General features: G+C 43.0%; 12 protein-coding genes. 6 read left to right on the forward strand and 6 right to left on the reverse strand.

The genetic code is table 11. The features are described from left to right. Positions 1 to 18: 18 nt before the first annotated feature. Both P3L47_RS22655 and mutY read right to left on the reverse strand, forming a co-directional pair. Positions 19 to 504 carry a single-stranded DNA-binding protein gene (locus P3L47_RS22655; RefSeq protein ID WP_122363404.1) on the reverse strand — a complete coding sequence of 162 codons (486 nt, stop codon included), beginning with the start codon at positions 502 to 504 and terminating at the stop codon, positions 19 to 21. 43 nt (positions 505 to 547) lie between these two features. Beyond that, the gene (gene mutY / locus P3L47_RS22660; RefSeq protein WP_277782210.1) at positions 548 to 1624 is read right to left on the reverse strand and encodes an A/G-specific adenine glycosylase; all 1077 of its coding nucleotides are present in this window, start codon (positions 1622 to 1624) and stop codon (positions 548 to 550) included. A gap of 198 nt (positions 1625 to 1822) precedes the next feature. Here mutY and P3L47_RS22665 point away from each other — a divergent pair, with 198 nt between their 5' ends. Then, a complete protein-coding gene (locus tag P3L47_RS22665) occupies positions 1823 to 2095 on the forward strand; it encodes an HU family DNA-binding protein (protein ID WP_122363406.1) in 273 nt (90 codons plus the stop codon). Between the two features lie 223 nt (positions 2096 to 2318). Continuing rightward, positions 2319 to 3890: an Rne/Rng family ribonuclease gene (locus P3L47_RS22670; RefSeq protein WP_122363407.1), complete on the forward strand. Its 1572-nt coding sequence runs from the start codon at positions 2319 to 2321 to the stop codon at positions 3888 to 3890. 162 nt (positions 3891 to 4052) lie between these two features. Here P3L47_RS22670 and P3L47_RS22675 read toward each other — a convergent pair whose 3' ends face one another. Beyond that, positions 4053 to 5447: a putative oxidoreductase C-terminal domain-containing protein gene (locus tag P3L47_RS22675; RefSeq protein ID WP_277782211.1), complete on the reverse strand. Its 1395-nt coding sequence runs from the start codon at positions 5445 to 5447 to the stop codon at positions 4053 to 4055. 245 nt (positions 5448 to 5692) lie between these two features. Here P3L47_RS22675 and dnaK point away from each other — a divergent pair, with 245 nt between their 5' ends. Both dnaK and P3L47_RS22685 read left to right on the forward strand, forming a co-directional pair. Next, a complete protein-coding gene (gene dnaK / locus P3L47_RS22680) occupies positions 5693 to 7609 on the forward strand; it encodes a molecular chaperone DnaK (protein ID WP_277782212.1) in 1917 nt (638 codons plus the stop codon). 256 nt (positions 7610 to 7865) lie between these two features. Further along, a complete protein-coding gene (locus P3L47_RS22685; protein WP_277782213.1) occupies positions 7866 to 10055 on the forward strand; it encodes a sensor histidine kinase in 2190 nt (729 codons plus the stop codon). Between the two features lie 25 nt (positions 10056 to 10080). Here the strand turns inward: P3L47_RS22685 and P3L47_RS22690 are convergent, their stop codons facing one another. The 3 genes from P3L47_RS22690 to P3L47_RS22700 are packed head-to-tail and all read right to left on the reverse strand — an operon-like array spanning position 10081 to position 11712. After that, complete coding sequence (locus tag P3L47_RS22690) at positions 10081 to 10863, reverse strand: amidohydrolase (RefSeq protein WP_277782214.1); 783 nt, start codon at positions 10861 to 10863, stop codon at positions 10081 to 10083. Between the two features lie 9 nt (positions 10864 to 10872). Next, positions 10873 to 11418 carry a 1-acyl-sn-glycerol-3-phosphate acyltransferase gene (locus tag P3L47_RS22695; RefSeq protein WP_122363413.1) on the reverse strand — a complete coding sequence of 182 codons (546 nt, stop codon included), beginning with the start codon at positions 11416 to 11418 and terminating at the stop codon, positions 10873 to 10875. A 3-nt stretch (positions 11419 to 11421) separates the two neighbouring features. Further along, a complete protein-coding gene (locus P3L47_RS22700) occupies positions 11422 to 11712 on the reverse strand; it encodes a hypothetical protein (RefSeq protein ID WP_122363414.1) in 291 nt (96 codons plus the stop codon). A 147-nt stretch (positions 11713 to 11859) separates the two neighbouring features. On the opposite strand from P3L47_RS22700, the gene P3L47_RS22705 reads away from it, so the two are divergent. Both P3L47_RS22705 and glgP read left to right on the forward strand, forming a co-directional pair. Further along, positions 11860 to 13518, forward strand: coding sequence for a glycosyltransferase (locus tag P3L47_RS22705; protein WP_277782215.1), 1659 nt, complete (start codon positions 11860 to 11862; stop codon positions 13516 to 13518). 89 nt (positions 13519 to 13607) lie between these two features. Continuing rightward, the gene (gene glgP / locus P3L47_RS22710; RefSeq protein WP_122363416.1) at positions 13608 to 16178 is read left to right on the forward strand and encodes an alpha-glucan family phosphorylase; all 2571 of its coding nucleotides are present in this window, start codon (positions 13608 to 13610) and stop codon (positions 16176 to 16178) included. Positions 16179 to 16192 lie beyond the last annotated feature (14 nt).

Genomic DNA, 16192 nt, shown 5'->3' on the forward strand with positions numbered 1-16192 from the left:
CGTATTAGTTAAACAATATCAGAACGGAAGATCATCCGCACTGTTTGAATCTGATGACATATCTGGCTGCGCCGGCTGCTGGTAAGACGTAGTCTGCTGCATAGGCTGTGCCTGTCCTCCCTGCTGGAAACCGTTTCCGGCATTCGAAGTCGTACCGTCTGCCGGTCGTGTACCTGTATTATAAAACTCGATGCGGTCTGCATGAATTTCAGTGACATAACGTTTCACACCGCTCTGGTCGTCATAGCTGCGGGTACGAATCTTTCCTTCCACGTAAACGCCGGAACCTTTCTTCACCCATTTTTCTACAAAAGCGACCTGGTCACGACGTACGACGATATTGTGCCATTCCGTCCGTTCCGGAACAACCGTACCGTTAGCCAGTGTATAACCTCTTTCAGATGTTGCCAGGGGAAAGTTTGCAACAGCCGTACCGCTGTCGAAATAACGAACGTCGGGATCTTTACCCACGTTACCGATCAATATGACTTTATTCAATGACATAGTTGTAATTCTTTTAATATCTTACAAAGAAACATAAATTCGATCATTCAGACAAATTTCCGTTTAATTTCTCTAAATAAATATGTATCAGCCGGGGAACGGCATAACGCTCGATATCTTCATACGGAACAGCCAGATAGGAATCCAATGCTTCCGGCACTTTTTCTACCTCGATCCGGTAAAAAGCGGTATACAGTACCTGATGCGAAAGGACATGCTTCACCTCTTTCCTATCGGGAGATATATCCAACCGCCCCGCTCCGGCAAACAATTTCCGGAAAGCCTCCGTCTCCTGCAATCCGGTAAAATCCATCGGTTCTCCCGTCTCGATCAGGGGAAATTCGTATAACCCTTCCCAAATATCTTTTTTACCCCGGCGGGAAAGCCAGGTCTGCCCTTTATATATAATGTATAGGTAATGAAAATAACGGGCACGCGTTTTTGTCTTGTTCTGTTTGACCGGCAAAGATTGTACCGTTCCGGATGCATATGCCGCACACCGATCTTTCAACGGACAAACTTCGCAGTCGGGACTCTGGGGAACACATTGCAGAGCCCCGAATTCCATAATTGCCTGATTATGCTGTCCCGCCCGTTTGGGATCCATAACGATCCCAGCCAGTTCTGTAAACTGCTTCTTCCCCTGCGTTGTGTCGATAGGCACATCCAATGCGTACAAACGTGCCAATACGCGGAACACGTTTCCGTCGACAACCGGATAAGGCTTATTCCACACAAAAGAGGCGATAGCGGCAGCCGTATACTCTCCGATGCCTTTCAATGACAATATATCTTTATATTCTTCCGGAAAAACACCGCCAAACTTTTCCATGATCTCCTTAGCAGCGGCATGCAAGTTACGTGCACGGCTATAATAGCCCAGTCCCTGCCAATACTTCAGCACCTCGTCCTCTTCGGCCGAAGCCAGGGAAGCGACATTCGGGAAACGTCCGGTGAAACGGAGAAAATAATCCATTCCCTGCACGACACGGGTTTGCTGAAGAATAATTTCTGATATCCAGATTATATACGGATCGGATGACTCCCTCCAGGGCAGGTTCCGCTTATTTGTTTTATACCAGTCCAATAAAATATGACTGACTTCCAATTCGTTTTTCATTTACTATATTTCGTCCGGTTTTTGTTCGTTCTGACACTCTCAACTCGTTGATTAATGCAAACATACACAGATATAATGAATTGTAAGGAATCTTTTTTATTAAAAAATGCCGGGCAATTCTTTTTCCACTTAAATAAAAAGCTATATATTTGCATTCCAAAAAATTAATAGGTCCAAATCATTAATTAATTTATAGACATGACTAAAGCAGATATTGTTAGCGAAATTGCAAAAAGTACCGGTACCGATAAACAAACGGTATTGAATACTGTAGAATCTTTCATGGACATCGTGAAAAGTTCCTTGTCTCAAGGTGAGAACGTTTACCTGAGAGGATTCGGAAGTTTCGTTATTAAGAAGAGAGCTCAGAAAACAGCTCGTAATATTTCAAAGAATACTACGATCATCATTCCGGAGCATAATATCCCTTCATTCAAGCCGGCTAAAACTTTCCTGAACGAAGTTAAGTAATTAGTAATTATAGTTTAATTTAAAATTTAGAAACAATGCCTAGCGGAAAGAAAAGAAAAAGACATAAAATGTCTACGCACAAGCGCAAAAAGAGACTGAAAAAGAATAGACATAAAAAGAAATAAGTCTATCAAGAAACTCTAAAGAACAAACTTAATAAGTGACCTTTTAAGTTTGTTCTTTGCGTATTTAGAAAGGTCTGAATTAAAAAACCCTCTTTTAAGTGATAAGTGAATTAGTAGTTGATGTACAACCCAAAGAGGTATCTATTGCCGTATTGGAAGACAAAAACCTTGTGGAGCTCCAAAAGGAAGCCCGCAATGTCTCGTTTGCCGTAGGCGATATCTATCTTGGCAAAGTGAAAAAACTAATGCCGGGTCTGAACGCTGCTTTCATTGATGTAGGGTATAAAAAGGACGCATTTCTTCACTACCTGGACTTAGGTCCGAACTTCAACACCCAACAAAAGTTCCTCAAACAAGCACTTGGCGATCCGAAAAAGATGCCTGCCATAGCAAAAATGCAGATACTGCCGGAAATTGAAAAAGACGGAAGTATCAGTAACGTGCTTAAAGTCGGACAAGAGGTGTTGGTACAAATTGCCAAAGAGCCGATCTCAACAAAGGGTCCGCGATTGACTTCCGAGCTGTCTTTTGCCGGAAGATACATCGTTCTGATACCATTTGCCGATAAGGTCTCAGTCTCCACAAAAATCAAGTCGAGCGAAGAACGTGCCCGTTTGAGGCAGTTAATCCAAAGTATCAAGCCCAAAAACTTCAGTGTGATCGTACGTACTTCCTCTGAAGGTAAACGCGTGGCTGAACTCGACCATGAATTAAAGACATTAGTGAAACGATGGGAAGAAAATATCGTAAAAGTCCCAAAACTAAAAGTACCGTCAATTGTATATGAGGAAACAGCCCGTACAGTTGCCTTACTCCGCGATATATTCAATCCGTCTTTCCAGAACATTTACGTAAACGATGCGGATGTTTTCCATAACATACGCGATTATGTCAGCCTGATCGCTCCCGGGAGGGAAGAGATCGTACAGCGATATACCGGTGAACTGCCTATTTTCGACAACTTCGGCATCACCAAACAGATCAAGTCGTTGTTTGGACGCACGGTTACGTATAAAAGTGGAGCCTATCTGATCATCGAGCACACCGAGGCCATGCACGTAATAGATGTGAACAGCGGTAACCGTTCCAAAGGGAGCGACGCCCAGGAAAAGACAGCTATCGACGTAAACACTGCCGCCGCTGACGAAATCGCACGCCAGCTTCGTCTCCGCGATATGGGCGGTATCATTGTTGTCGACTTCATCGATATGGCAGAAGCCGCCAACCGACAGAAGCTGTTCGAACACATGAGCAAAGCAATGGCAAATGACCGGGCTAAACACAACATCCTGCCTTTAAGCAAGTTTGGCTTGATGCAAATCACTCGCCAGAGGGTACGCCCGGCAATGGATGTGGATACAACAGAATCATGTCCCACCTGTTTTGGCACAGGTAAAATCAAACCATCGATCTTATTCACCGACAATCTGGAGGGAAAGATCGACTGTCTGGTAAACAAACACAATGTGAAGAAATTCGCTTTGCACGTACATCCCTACGTAGCAGCATTCGTAAACAAGGGGCTTTATCCCCTTAGTATGAAATGGAAACTGAAATACTCCATGGGTATGAAAGTTATTCCTAATCAAAGTCTGGGTTTTCTGGAATACAAATTTATCGATTCCGACAAGAACGAACTCGACATGATGGAGGAAAAAGAAATGAAGTAAGGAAGGCCCCGAAGTTGACAGCTTCGGGGCTTTTTGTTCTATTTAACGGAGAAACTTCTTTTCACTATTAACGAAAGCACGCTTTAATCGATAATCTCTACAATTCCTGATAAACCCTCAAGGGGAGAAACATTCTACATCCCCTAAATAGTCAACCTCACCCTAGTTCTTCGCTTTCGCCATCTCCAGCGCATGCGTTGTCACATAATACTTGGCAATCATATTCGGAACCTCCCAGTCCGGTAACTTTCCGTCCTGCAAATATTGAAGATAATTTTCCGTAACCTGGCCGAAATGAGCCTCATGCCCTACCCGGTATTTTGGAGGAATTTGAACCTGCCATACGTTATCTGCGATCTTGTTTAAAGAAACTCCCGGATATTTATCCGCAACAGCAGACATTGCCGTTTCCAATCCCTTTTCATACGTACCCAAATCGATATCCGGTAATGCTTCTATATACAACTCCGGCTTATATCCCTGCTCCTGTCCCTGGCGGATCACCAGATCAGCCTTACTTCCTTTCATGACAGAGAAATGCGTATCGCCGCCACCTTCCGGGAAAGTGTAATTCCATATAACAGAAACTTTGGCAGTCACACCTTTGATCTTATAGACGATATCACCGTTGCAATACACCTTCAGCGTATCGTTCACGACATCCTTCTTCAGGAAATCGGGATAAGCATCCGTTCCTGTTACCTGTCTGAACTCTTCCGGACTGATCGAAGTCGTCCAGCGGTTTGCATCGACCAATTCGATATCCTTTTTATAATCGATGATCTGTTCCGGGAAAGCTTCCCACTGAACCAGGTCCACCAAGTGCGTCGTCACATCCACAATTCCTTCCCCCTGCTGAGTCACGTCAAAATACCACACCGGGCGGGTCAATGGTTTATTATCCACCAGTTTAAACAGGTGATGCACACTTTCCTTCACGATAGCCGGCTCTTCGGGAGAACCTTTCAACTGTTCGCCATATACCGTCGGGATCGTTGAAAGTTCACGTTGCAACATCGTTGTAATCTCATTCCTTTCCGTCATAATGTCATATAACAGAATATTCTTTTGCCTGGCGATATCAAAACATTCTTCCAGCAATTGGAAGTTTCGGCTGTCGATCGCCATCGGCTTGTCAGAAAGCACATGAATACCGGCTTCCAGCGCTTTCTTTATATACTCGGTCTTCTTGCCGTTATTTCCCGCCTGGACCATCACATTACCTTTCTTTTCGGCAAGCATTTTCTCCAGATAATCAGATTCCGTATAAACGACCTCGTTCCATGCTGTCGGATTCTCCGCACGTGCATTGAATCCTTCGATACGTTTTAAATGTTCATTCACATCGAAACCGGTGGGGGCGTACACAAAAACATCTTTGGAAACCTGCGGATAAGATACTTTCTGCACCAGCGCCGCATGAAAATGTCCGGGATCGAGCGTAATAAGCCTAACTTCACCCGGAGCACCGGTAAAACCTTCAGTCTGCTCTTTTTTAGAGGAACAGGAAGTTCCCAATAAAAGTGTAGCCATGGTAAAAACTAGATAGTTTTTCATTTTATAAATGATTTAATTGATAATAGTCTCTTCTTTACATATAAATTAAGGCATAAATCCTCCTATGGCACAAAGATAAAAATATATCGTTTTAACAACTGCCGTATTGTCATTATTTCTGACAGCAAAAACAATTCGGAACTGTTCATTGTTACTTTGGCATACGTTTTGTATACTAATTGGTGCAACTCGACAAGAGAAAAAGCAAAGACGAAGAATAATAACAATTAAAATATTATCAAATTATGGGAAAGATTATTGGAATCGACTTAGGAACAACCAACTCATGTGTTGCCGTGCTGGAAGGTAACGAACCGGTTGTTATTGCAAACAGCGAAGGTAAAAGAACAACTCCTTCAATCGTTGCATTCGTTGAAGGAGGCGAACGTAAAGTTGGTGATCCCGCAAAACGTCAGGCTATCACCAATCCGGAAAAGACTATATTCTCTATCAAACGTTTCATGGGTGAAACATACGACCAGGTTCAGAAAGAAATCAACCGCGTACCTTATAAAGTAGTACGTGGCGATAACAACACTCCGCGTGTGGATATCGAAGGTCGTCTGTACACTCCGCAGGAAATTTCAGCGATGGTTCTTCAGAAAATGAAGAAAACTGCTGAAGATTATTTAGGACAGGAAGTAACAGAAGCCGTTATCACTGTTCCGGCTTACTTTAGCGATGCGCAACGTCAGGCAACAAAAGAAGCCGGCGAAATTGCCGGTCTGAATGTTCGCCGAATCGTAAACGAACCGACTGCCGCATCACTGGCTTACGGTCTTGATAAGACAAGCAAAGATATGAAGATCGCAGTATTCGACCTTGGTGGCGGTACATTCGATATCTCAATCCTGGAATTAGGTGACGGTGTATTCGAAGTAAAATCAACAAACGGTGATACTCACCTGGGTGGTGATGACTTCGACCACGTGATCATCGACTGGTTGGCAGAAGAATTCCTGCGTGAAGAAGGCGTCGACCTGCGTAAAGATCCGATGGCATTGCAACGTCTGAAAGAGGCTGCAGAAAAAGCAAAAATCGAATTGTCAAGTACAACAAGTACAGAAATCAATCTGCCGTATATCATGCCGGTGAACGGTATTCCAAAGCACCTCGTTAAAACATTGACACGTGCTAAATTCGAACAATTGGCAGACAGCTTGATCCAGGCTTGTATCGAACCTTGCCGTCAGTCATTGAAAGATGCGGGGTTGAGTACTTCCGATATCGACGAAGTGATCCTGGTAGGTGGTTCTACACGTATCCCTGCTGTACAGGCTATCGTTGAGAAATTCTTCGGTAAAGCTCCTTCTAAAGGTGTTAACCCGGACGAAGTTGTAGCTGTAGGTGCTGCTATCCAGGGTGGTGTATTGACAGGTGAAGTAAAAGACGTATTGTTGCTGGATGTTACTCCATTGTCTCTGGGTATCGAAACAATGGGTGGTGTAATGACTAAGCTGATCGAAGCTAACACAACTATCCCTACCAAGAAATCGGAAACATTTACAACTGCTGTCGACAACCAACCGTCTGTAGAAATCCACATCCTGCAGGGTGAACGTTCTTTGGCAAAAGATAATAAGTCTATCGGTCGTTTCCACTTAGACGGAATACCTGCTGCACAGCGTGGCGTACCTCAGATCGAAGTTACTTTCGATATCGATGCCAACGGTATCCTGAATGTATCTGCAAAAGACAAAGGAACCGGTAAAGTACAAAGTATCCGTATCGAAGCTTCCAGTGGTTTGAGTGACGACGAAGTAAAACGTATGAAAGACGAAGCTGCTGCCAACGCAGAAGCCGATAAGAAAGAAAAAGAACGTATCGACAAGCTGAACCAGGCAGACAGTATGATCTTCCAGACTGAAAAGCAGTTGAAAGATCTGGGAGATAAACTTCCGGCTGACAAGAAAGCTCCTATCGAAGCTGCATTGAACAAGCTGAAAGAAGCTCACAAAGCACAGGATGTTGCCGGTATCGATGCTGCTATGACTGAACTGAATACAGTATTCCAGGCTGCAAGCCAGGAAATGTACAACGCTCAGAATGCTCAGGGTAGCTCACAGCCGGGTCCTGACTTCGGACAGCAGCAAGCTAACAACAACGCCGGCGGAAACAAAGACGGTGGTGTTACAGATGTTGACTTCGAGGAAGTAAAATAATAAAAATACATTTTCCACATAAGATAAGAGCGATTGTCGGATTCAAATCCGGCAGTCGCTTTTTTTATTCTGCATGTCTTCAAAATAAACCAACAAAGAAGCATTGAGATTCAAATAGTCTTTCCTATATTTGCGGTCATCAAGCAAATATATGCAGCAACCTTTTTTTCGACATATTATTAAAATCACGTGGATATTACTAATCATAATTGCCACCTCATGTAACAAAAATCGCCAGAAAGAACAACACAGAATTTTGGTCATTGAATCTTTTGAGCCTGAATATACAGGCTACGAAGGGAAAAAAGAGAAAATATATAAGGAATTTAAGAAACACGGCATAGATGCCGATATTAAAACATTCTATCTGGATTGCGACTCCTATCTGGACGCAGAAGAAAAAAACAGAATGTATAATTTTCTCGATACTGTCGCTTATTGGAATCCTGAACTAATACTTGTTTATGACGATCAGGCTGCATATTCAATAATGGCCTGCGATCATCGTTTCATACAAAAAGTCCCTGTCGTTTTCGACGGAGTTAATTTCCCAAACTGGGAATTACTAAAACTTTACCCGAATATAACAGGCTTCTGGGATAAACCGGAATATATGAAAACAGTTCAGCTAGGAGAAATGATATTTGGTCCTATGTACTTCAATATATGGACAGACAATACATTTCTCGGAAGAAAAACAACAAAAGTTTTTTTAGAGGAAGCCAAAAACATAGGGGTAGAAAGAGTGAGTGGAAAACTTTTTACCATCGACAGAAACGGTGCATATTCATTTACATTGGACAGTATCACGACTATAAAAGATAAAAGCCGGATACTCCAAAAACCTAAAAAAACAAACTTCAGACTGATCGATGCTCGCGAATCCACTTCCAGCGGTTTATTATGGTCACTTTCCGGATTGGCTCGTTATACCCTGTTTGTACAGAGTAAAAGAGATTTTGCCTCAAAAAGACTGGGCTTATTTGCTAATGGTCCTACATTGTCTGTTGTCAATGAAGGATTCGGATTGAAAGAAGGCATCCTGGGAGGCTATTTAACATCACCGGAAACGCAAATAAGCCAATCCGTCAATCTAGCAACAGAAATTCTACATGGTAAAAAGATAAAAGATATACCTATCACTCCCAGTCCTAAAGAATATCTGCTGGACTGGACAGAAATGGATCGCTGGAATATATCCCAAAGTAATGTTCCCGATTACTGTCATATCATAAAAATGCCTTTTTATGAACGATACAAACTACAACTCATCATTATCGGTATCCTGGCAGGCATAGCTATTATTCTTATCATCTTCTATCTGATATATCTTTATTTTCGGGAAAACCGGAATAAGCAGATCGCACAGGAAAACCTGAAAAAAGGGGAACGTTTTTTATCTTTGGCACTTGCCGGAGGTAAAGTATATGCTTTCCAACTCAGAGAAAACAAGTTTTCTTTCGACAAGGAATTCTATATAGATGCCGGAATAGAAGAAAAAATACTTCCTACTGAAGAATTCAAGGCCTGCCTCCACCCTAAGAATCAGGAAAGTTTTAATGACGATGTCATAAATGCACGGCTAGGTAAATATCAAAAGAACATCTCACAGATACGATGTAACTTCGACGGAAAAGGCTATCAATGGTGGGAATTTCGTTATACATACAACAAGGAAGAGGATATTTTCAACGGACTTTGTCTGAATATTCAACAGAGCAAAGAAGCAGAACAGGAGCTGATCAATGCCCGACAGAAAGCTGAAGAATCGGATAAGATGAAATCCGCATTTCTTGCCAATATGAGCCATGAAATACGTACGCCTTTAAACGCTATTGTCGGTTTTTCAAACATAATAGCAGAAGAGGAAGAGGTCGAACTGTCCGCAGAAGAACGGAATGAATTCCTGGGGCTGATCAATACCAATTCGGAGTTGCTTCTGAAACTGATCAATGATATCCTGGATCTCTCACGCATTGAATCAGGGAGAATGGACTTTTCATTCAAATCCTGCAATTTAACCGATTTGATGAAGAACATCTACCATACGCACCTGGTACTGATGCCACCGGAAGTAGAATTACGGATAGACCTGCCGGAAAAACCGGTTGTGATAGAAACGGATCCTCTCCGGCTGACACAAGTCATTACAAACTTCATCAACAATGCATCCAAATTCACACATAAAGGATACATCCAAATAGGCTACACCTGTGACATTATAGAAGAGACAGTCGAAATCTACGTGAAAGATACGGGCATAGGGATACCGAAAGAAAAACAACAAGCTGTATTCGAACGCTTCAGCAAACTGGATGAGTTCGCACAGGGGACAGGACTAGGACTTGCAATCTGCCAGGTCATTGTAAAACGTTTCGGAGGAGAGATCAGGCTTCAGTCAGAAAAAGGAAAAGGCAGTTGCTTTACAATAGCCCTGCCTTTATAAAATCCGGTTTTGAAAATCCTTCAAATTATTCTATCGAGAAAGCATCGGCATCTTTCCATGCCGGAAACTTGGCACGCAATTCGTCCAGGTCCTCCTTGTTCAGGGTACAGGTACGGGTAATCTCCTCCCGTTTACCGGCATCCGCCAGCTTTTTTCCTTTGGGAGAAAAGACCATCGAATCGCCACGGTAGGTAAAACCTTTCCCATCGATTCCCACCCGGTTGACCCCGCAGACATACGCCATATTTTCAACCGCACGGGCAGGAAGTAATGTCTTCCATACTTTTTTACGTGCTTCCGGCCAGTTGGCTACATATATTAATAAGTCATACTCATTATTCCGGTTCCGGCTCCAGACAGGGAAACGAAGATCATAACATACCTGCAGACAGATATTCCAGCCCTTATAGCTGATGACCGTACGTTTATTCCCGGCAGTAAAATGCTTGTCTTCATCCGCCATACGGAATAAATGACGTTTGTCATAATAATACTCATCCCCCTCGGGAGTGATAAAAAAAGCACGGTTGAAGTAGTTTCCATTGTCTTTCACAATAAAACTGCCAGCAACAGCCAGGTTATATTTACCAGCCCAGCTTTTTATAGCCGGAATAGTTGGCCCGTCCATCGTATCAGCCAACCTTTCCACCTCCATGGAAAAACCGGTCGTAAAAGTTTCAGGCAATACGGCAATATCCGTTTTACCACTTACACGCCGGAGTAACTCCCCGTAATAACCAAGATTCTCGTCCCTGTCTTCCCAAATGATATGGGACTGGATCATACTGATACGTAAACTGTCTGCCATAATAGTAAATTAAACTTGTACGAAATTTTCCGGGTGACAAGCTGTCACACCTCTATAATATTCACGGATTGTTTGAATATCCTTTTCTACATCCCCTGTCGGATAGAATAATCCCTTGATTCCCGCTTCTTTCTTTGCATAATCGAAATAAGCGATCATAATAGGGACCTGTGCCTTCTGTGCAATATAATAAAAACCTTTTTTCCACTCCTCTGCCCTTTTCCGTGTACCTTCCGGCGTTATAGCAAGCTGAAATATTTTACGTTTATTGAATACCTCAACCATCTGGTCGGTCACCGAAGTATGTTTCTGCCGGTCGACCGGCACACCACCCAACCACGAAAAGAACAAATTAAAAGGGAAAAAGAACCAGTCCTTTTTGATCAGGAAACTGGCGTTGCGTCCTAACGCCGTATAAAGCAACTTACCGACAATAAAATCCCAATTGCTGGTATGCGGGGCAACGCATATCACACATTTAGGCACATCTTCGCACATAGGACCCACTTTCCATCCTGCCATGCGAAGAAGTGCCTTACTAATAGCTTTCTTCATTATTTACTTTTCTTTGCTTAGCTCTCCTATTTCGTTGGCGATTGCATTTACTTCAGTCTGCAAATCGACGCGCAATTTACGATAATACTCTTTTACCAGCGTTTTGTTGTCTTTGGCGTCCGGAGTACCGGCACGACGGATAAACTCATCCTGCATATCCAATATTCTAGCCAACAGAACATCAGCCTTATCTTCCTCTACTCCAGGTATAAATAGCTTACAAACCAATACTTCAGAAAACAGTTCACCTGCTACATAGCTGATTTCTTTCTTCAAAATTCTTCTCTTAGCCATAATTTTCAAATTAAATTATCTACAAATCTACAAAATCCTTTATTAAATAACACATACCACGGGAAAAAAGATAAATACCACAGGAAAAAAGATAAAAATAATGTATCTTTGCAGCTTCAAATTCTCTGATTATAAACAAAATCGTTTATGGATACAAAGACAACAACGCCAGATTATCTCTTTGAAAGCAGTTGGGAAGTTTGTAATAAAGTGGGAGGTATTTACACTGTGCTGTCTACAAAGGCACATACTCTGCAGCAGATGTTCAATGATAAAGTAATTTTTATCGGACCGGATGTGTGGGGACTCGCAAATGCTCCGGACTTTATCGAAGATGATACTCTGTTTGCTGATTGGAAAAAACACGCAAGAACCACTGATAAGCTGAAAATGAAAGTCGGACGCTGGAATGTACCAGGTACACCTCCGGTTATTCTGGTCGATTTTAAGCCTTTTTTCAGTGAAAGAGATGCTTTCTTCTATTCTATGTGGGAAAATTTCCGGGTAGATTCAATGCACGCTTACGGTGATTATGACGAATCCTGTATTTTTGCCTATGCCGTAGGAAAAGTGATAGAAAGTTTCTACAACTTCTACAACCTTTCCGACAAAAAAGTAACTGCATTATTCAATGAATGGATGCTGGGTATGGGAGCGCTTTACGTTCAAAAGCAACTGCCTGCCATTGCCACCCTGTTCACCACACACGCCACCTCTATCGGACGTTCCATCGCCGGCAACAACAAAGCATTATATGCTTATATGGACGGGTACAACGGCGACCAGATGGCGAAAGAACTGAACATGGAAGCCAAACATTCGCTCGAAAAGCAAGCAGCACACCATGTAGACTGTTTCACGACAGTCAGTGATATCACAGCCTGTGAGTGTAAACAATTACTGGACAAAGCACCGGATATTGTGACTCCGAACGGTTTCGAACCGAATTTTGTACCTGAAGGAAAAGAATATACAAAGAAACGCGCGGAAGCCCGCAAGACACTGATTAACGTAGCCGAGAAGCTTTTGGGATGTTCCATCTCACCGGATGCCTTACTGGTGTCGACCAGCGGACGTTACGAATACCGCAACAAAGGGATCGATGTTTTCATCGAAGCCATGAATCGTGTGCGCAACTCAGGAGAATTACAGCGCGAAGTCGTCGCTTTCCTGATGGTCCCTGCCTGGGTCCGCGATGCACGTGCCGATCTGAAAGAGGTTATTGAAAAGAATATTCAGACGACCTCTCCCATGCAAATGCCTTTTATTACCCACTGGCTGAACCTGATGGATCAGGACAAGGTATTAAATTATATCTCTCACGCAGGATTTACAAACCAGGCTTCAGAAAAGCTCAAAATCATCTTTGTACCCTGCTATCTGGATGGACGCGACGGAATCTTCAATAAACCTTACTACGATCTGCTGATCGGTATGGATGCTACTGTATATCCGTCATATTATGAACCATGGGGATACACTCCGCTGGAAAGTGTTGCCTTCGGCATACCGACAGTGACTACCAACCTCGCCGGATTCGGCTTGTGGGCAGAGAAAAGTGTATCCGGCAAGAACATCAGCGAAGGAGTTGCCGTTATCGAACGGACAGACTTCAACTATTTCGATGTTGCCGACGCTATCACTACTTCAATTCTCTCACTCGTAAAAAAAGACGAAAAGGAAATTGGAGAAATACGCAAACGCTGTTTCAAACTGGCAAAGCAGGCTGAATGGAGCAAATTTATCGTATTTTACCAAAAGGCTTTCAGCGATGCTTTAGCTGCTGCAGCCAAAAGAAATGGTTAAATATGGCTCATAATTAGCGAGATAATTCTATCTTTGCCACAGTTTTTTACATCTTATTTTAAAGTTGAATCATTTTAAATCTCACAATAATGAAAATCAAAGCGAATAACGCAAACAGTCCGATCTGGAAGGACGTTTATTCACATTCGATGCTTCCTGAAGCATTACAACCCTTACACGAAATGGCAACAAACTTGTGGTGGGTATGGAATCATGAAGGAGCTAAATTATTTGGAAAAATCGACAAGGATCTTTGGGTTTCTACTGAAGGTAACCCAGTGCTTTTACTCCAAAGCTTATCTTACAAACGCATTGAGGAAATTCAGGCCGACAAAGTATTGATGGCTGAAATCCAGGAAGTTTATACAAGCTTCAGACAATACGTAGATACGAAACCTGATGCTACGAAACCTTCTGTTGCTTATTTCAGTATGGAATACGGTCTTACCAACGTACTGAAAATCTACTCCGGCGGTTTGGGAGTTTTGGCAGGAGACTATTTGAAAGAAGCCAGCGACAGCAATATTGACCTGACAGCAGTCGGCTTCCTGTATCGTTATGGATATTTTACTCAATCACTGTCTATGGACGGACAGCAGATTGCTAACTACGAACCGCAGAATTTCAACTCATTACCTCTTACCCAGGTTATGGAAGCAAACGGCGAACCGATGGTATTGGAAGTTCCTTATCCAGGTAGAACCGTATATACACATATCTGGAAAGTAAGCGTAGGCCGTGTGCCTTTGTATTTGATGGATACGGATATTCCTCAGAACAGCGAATGGGACCGCTCTATCACTCATCAGTTATATGGCGGCGACTGGGAAAACCGTATGAAACAGGAATATCTGTTAGGTATCGGCGGTATTATGATGTTGAACAAGTTAGGCATCAAAAAGCAAATTTACCACTGTAACGAAGGTCACGCAGCATTGATCAATGCTCAACGTTTGGTAGACTTTATTCAGAACGACGGACTTACTTTCAACCAGGCGTTGGAGGTTGTACGTGCTTCTGCTCTCTATACAGTACATACACCGGTTCCTGCCGGACATGACTATTTCGACGAAGGCCTGTTCGGTCGCTACATGGGTGAATTCCCAGGCAAGCTGGGTATCAGCTGGCAGGAATTTATCGATATGGGACGTGAGAATCCGGGTTCAAACGAGAAATTCTCCATGAGCGTATTCGCATTGAATACTTGCCAGGAAGCAAACGGTGTAAGCTGGTTGCACGGTAAAGTTTCACAGAAGATGTTTGCTCCGGTATGGAAGGGTTATTTCCCGGACGAACTTCACGTTAGCTGGGTTACTAATGGTGTACACATGCCGACATGGGCTTCTACGGAATGGAAACGTTTCTTCTACGAACATTTCGACAAGAAGTTCTTCACCGACCAGTCGAACAAAAAATACTGGGAAGCTATCCAGAATGTCAACGACGATGATATCTGGGATCTCCGTAAGACATTAAAGAAAAAGCTGATCGAATATATCAAAGTTCAGTACAAACAGAACTGGCTGAAAAACCAGGGCGATCCTTCAAAGGTTGTTTCCGTACTTGAAAAGATCAACCCGAATGCACTGTTGATCGGTTTCGGACGTCGTTTCGCGACTTACAAACGTGCTCACCTGCTGTTTACCGACCTCGACCGTCTGGCTAAGATCGTAAACAATGAAAAATATCCGATCCAGTTCGTATTTACAGGTAAAGCTCACCCGGCTGACGGTGGTGGACAGGGATTGATCAAACATATCGTTGAAATCTCACGCCGTCCGGAATTCCTGGGTAAGATCATCTTCCTCGAAAACTATGACATGCGTCTAGCTCGTCACCTGATTGCCGGTGTCGACGTTTGGTTGAACACTCCGACACGTCCGTTGGAAGCTTCCGGTACATCCGGCGAAAAAGCTGAAATGAACGGTGTACTAAACTTCTCCGTACTTGACGGATGGTGGTACGAAGGTTACAAAGAAGGTGCAGGTTGGGCATTGACCGACAAGCGTACTTATGAAAACCAACAGTACCAAGATCAGTTGGACGCTGCAACAATCTACCATATCCTGGAAACAGAGATCATCCCGACTTACTATGCTAAAAACAGTAAGGGATATTCTCCGGAATGGATCCAGTATATCAAGAATTCGATGTCACAGATTGCTCCTGACTATACAATGAAACGTATGCTGGACGATTATATCAACCGTTTCTACAACAAGCTGGCAACTCGTTCCGCTCATTTACGTGAAGGAAACTTCGCCGAAGCAAAAGAGATCGCAGCTTGGAAAGAAGAAGTGGCTGAACACTGGGACAGCTTCCAGGTTGAATCGTTCACCTGCAGCAGAGACCTGTCTATCGACGGACCGGTTGTTGGTAAAGAATACTCTTTCAACCTTGTGATCGACCGTAAAGACCTTCAGGGAATGTTAGGTGCTGAAGTGGTGGTTACTAAAGAAAATTCAGAAAATCATCAACTCGAATTGCTTTACACAAAACCGTTCGAACTGAAGAAAGAAGAAGGTTCCAAACTGTTCTTCGAACTGAAAACGACTTCAAGCGAAGCCGGTGTTCATAAGATGGGCTTCCGTGTTTACCCGGAAAATAAAGAATTGCCTCATCGTATGGACTTCGCATATGTTCGCTGGATCCAGTTATAAAATAAATCCATATA

It is taken from the genome of Parabacteroides chongii (assembly GCF_029581355.1).
In the GTDB taxonomy this organism is placed as follows: domain Bacteria; phylum Bacteroidota; class Bacteroidia; order Bacteroidales; family Tannerellaceae; genus Parabacteroides; species Parabacteroides chongii.

What these genes read in the sequence shown, in the direction of transcription:
- mutY (WP_277782210.1), bottom strand. Translation starts at nt 1,624, where the DNA reads ATGAAAAACGAATTGGAAGTCAGTCATATTTTATTGGACTGGTATAAA.
- P3L47_RS22675 (WP_277782211.1), bottom strand. Translation starts at nt 5,447, where the DNA reads ATGAAAAACTATCTAGTTTTTACCATGGCTACACTTTTATTGGGAACT.
- P3L47_RS22655 (WP_122363404.1), bottom strand. Translation starts at nt 504, where the DNA reads ATGTCATTGAATAAAGTCATATTGATCGGTAACGTGGGTAAAGATCCC.
- P3L47_RS22690 (WP_277782214.1), bottom strand. Translation starts at nt 10,863, where the DNA reads ATGGCAGACAGTTTACGTATCAGTATGATCCAGTCCCATATCATTTGG.
- P3L47_RS22705 (WP_277782215.1), top strand. Translation starts at nt 11,860, where the DNA reads ATGGATACAAAGACAACAACGCCAGATTATCTCTTTGAAAGCAGTTGG.
- P3L47_RS22695 (WP_122363413.1), bottom strand. Translation starts at nt 11,418, where the DNA reads ATGAAGAAAGCTATTAGTAAGGCACTTCTTCGCATGGCAGGATGGAAA.
- glgP (WP_122363416.1), top strand. Translation starts at nt 13,608, where the DNA reads ATGAAAATCAAAGCGAATAACGCAAACAGTCCGATCTGGAAGGACGTT.
- dnaK (WP_277782212.1), top strand. Translation starts at nt 5,693, where the DNA reads ATGGGAAAGATTATTGGAATCGACTTAGGAACAACCAACTCATGTGTT.
- P3L47_RS22700 (WP_122363414.1), bottom strand. Translation starts at nt 11,712, where the DNA reads ATGGCTAAGAGAAGAATTTTGAAGAAAGAAATCAGCTATGTAGCAGGT.
- P3L47_RS22665 (WP_122363406.1), top strand. Translation starts at nt 1,823, where the DNA reads ATGACTAAAGCAGATATTGTTAGCGAAATTGCAAAAAGTACCGGTACC.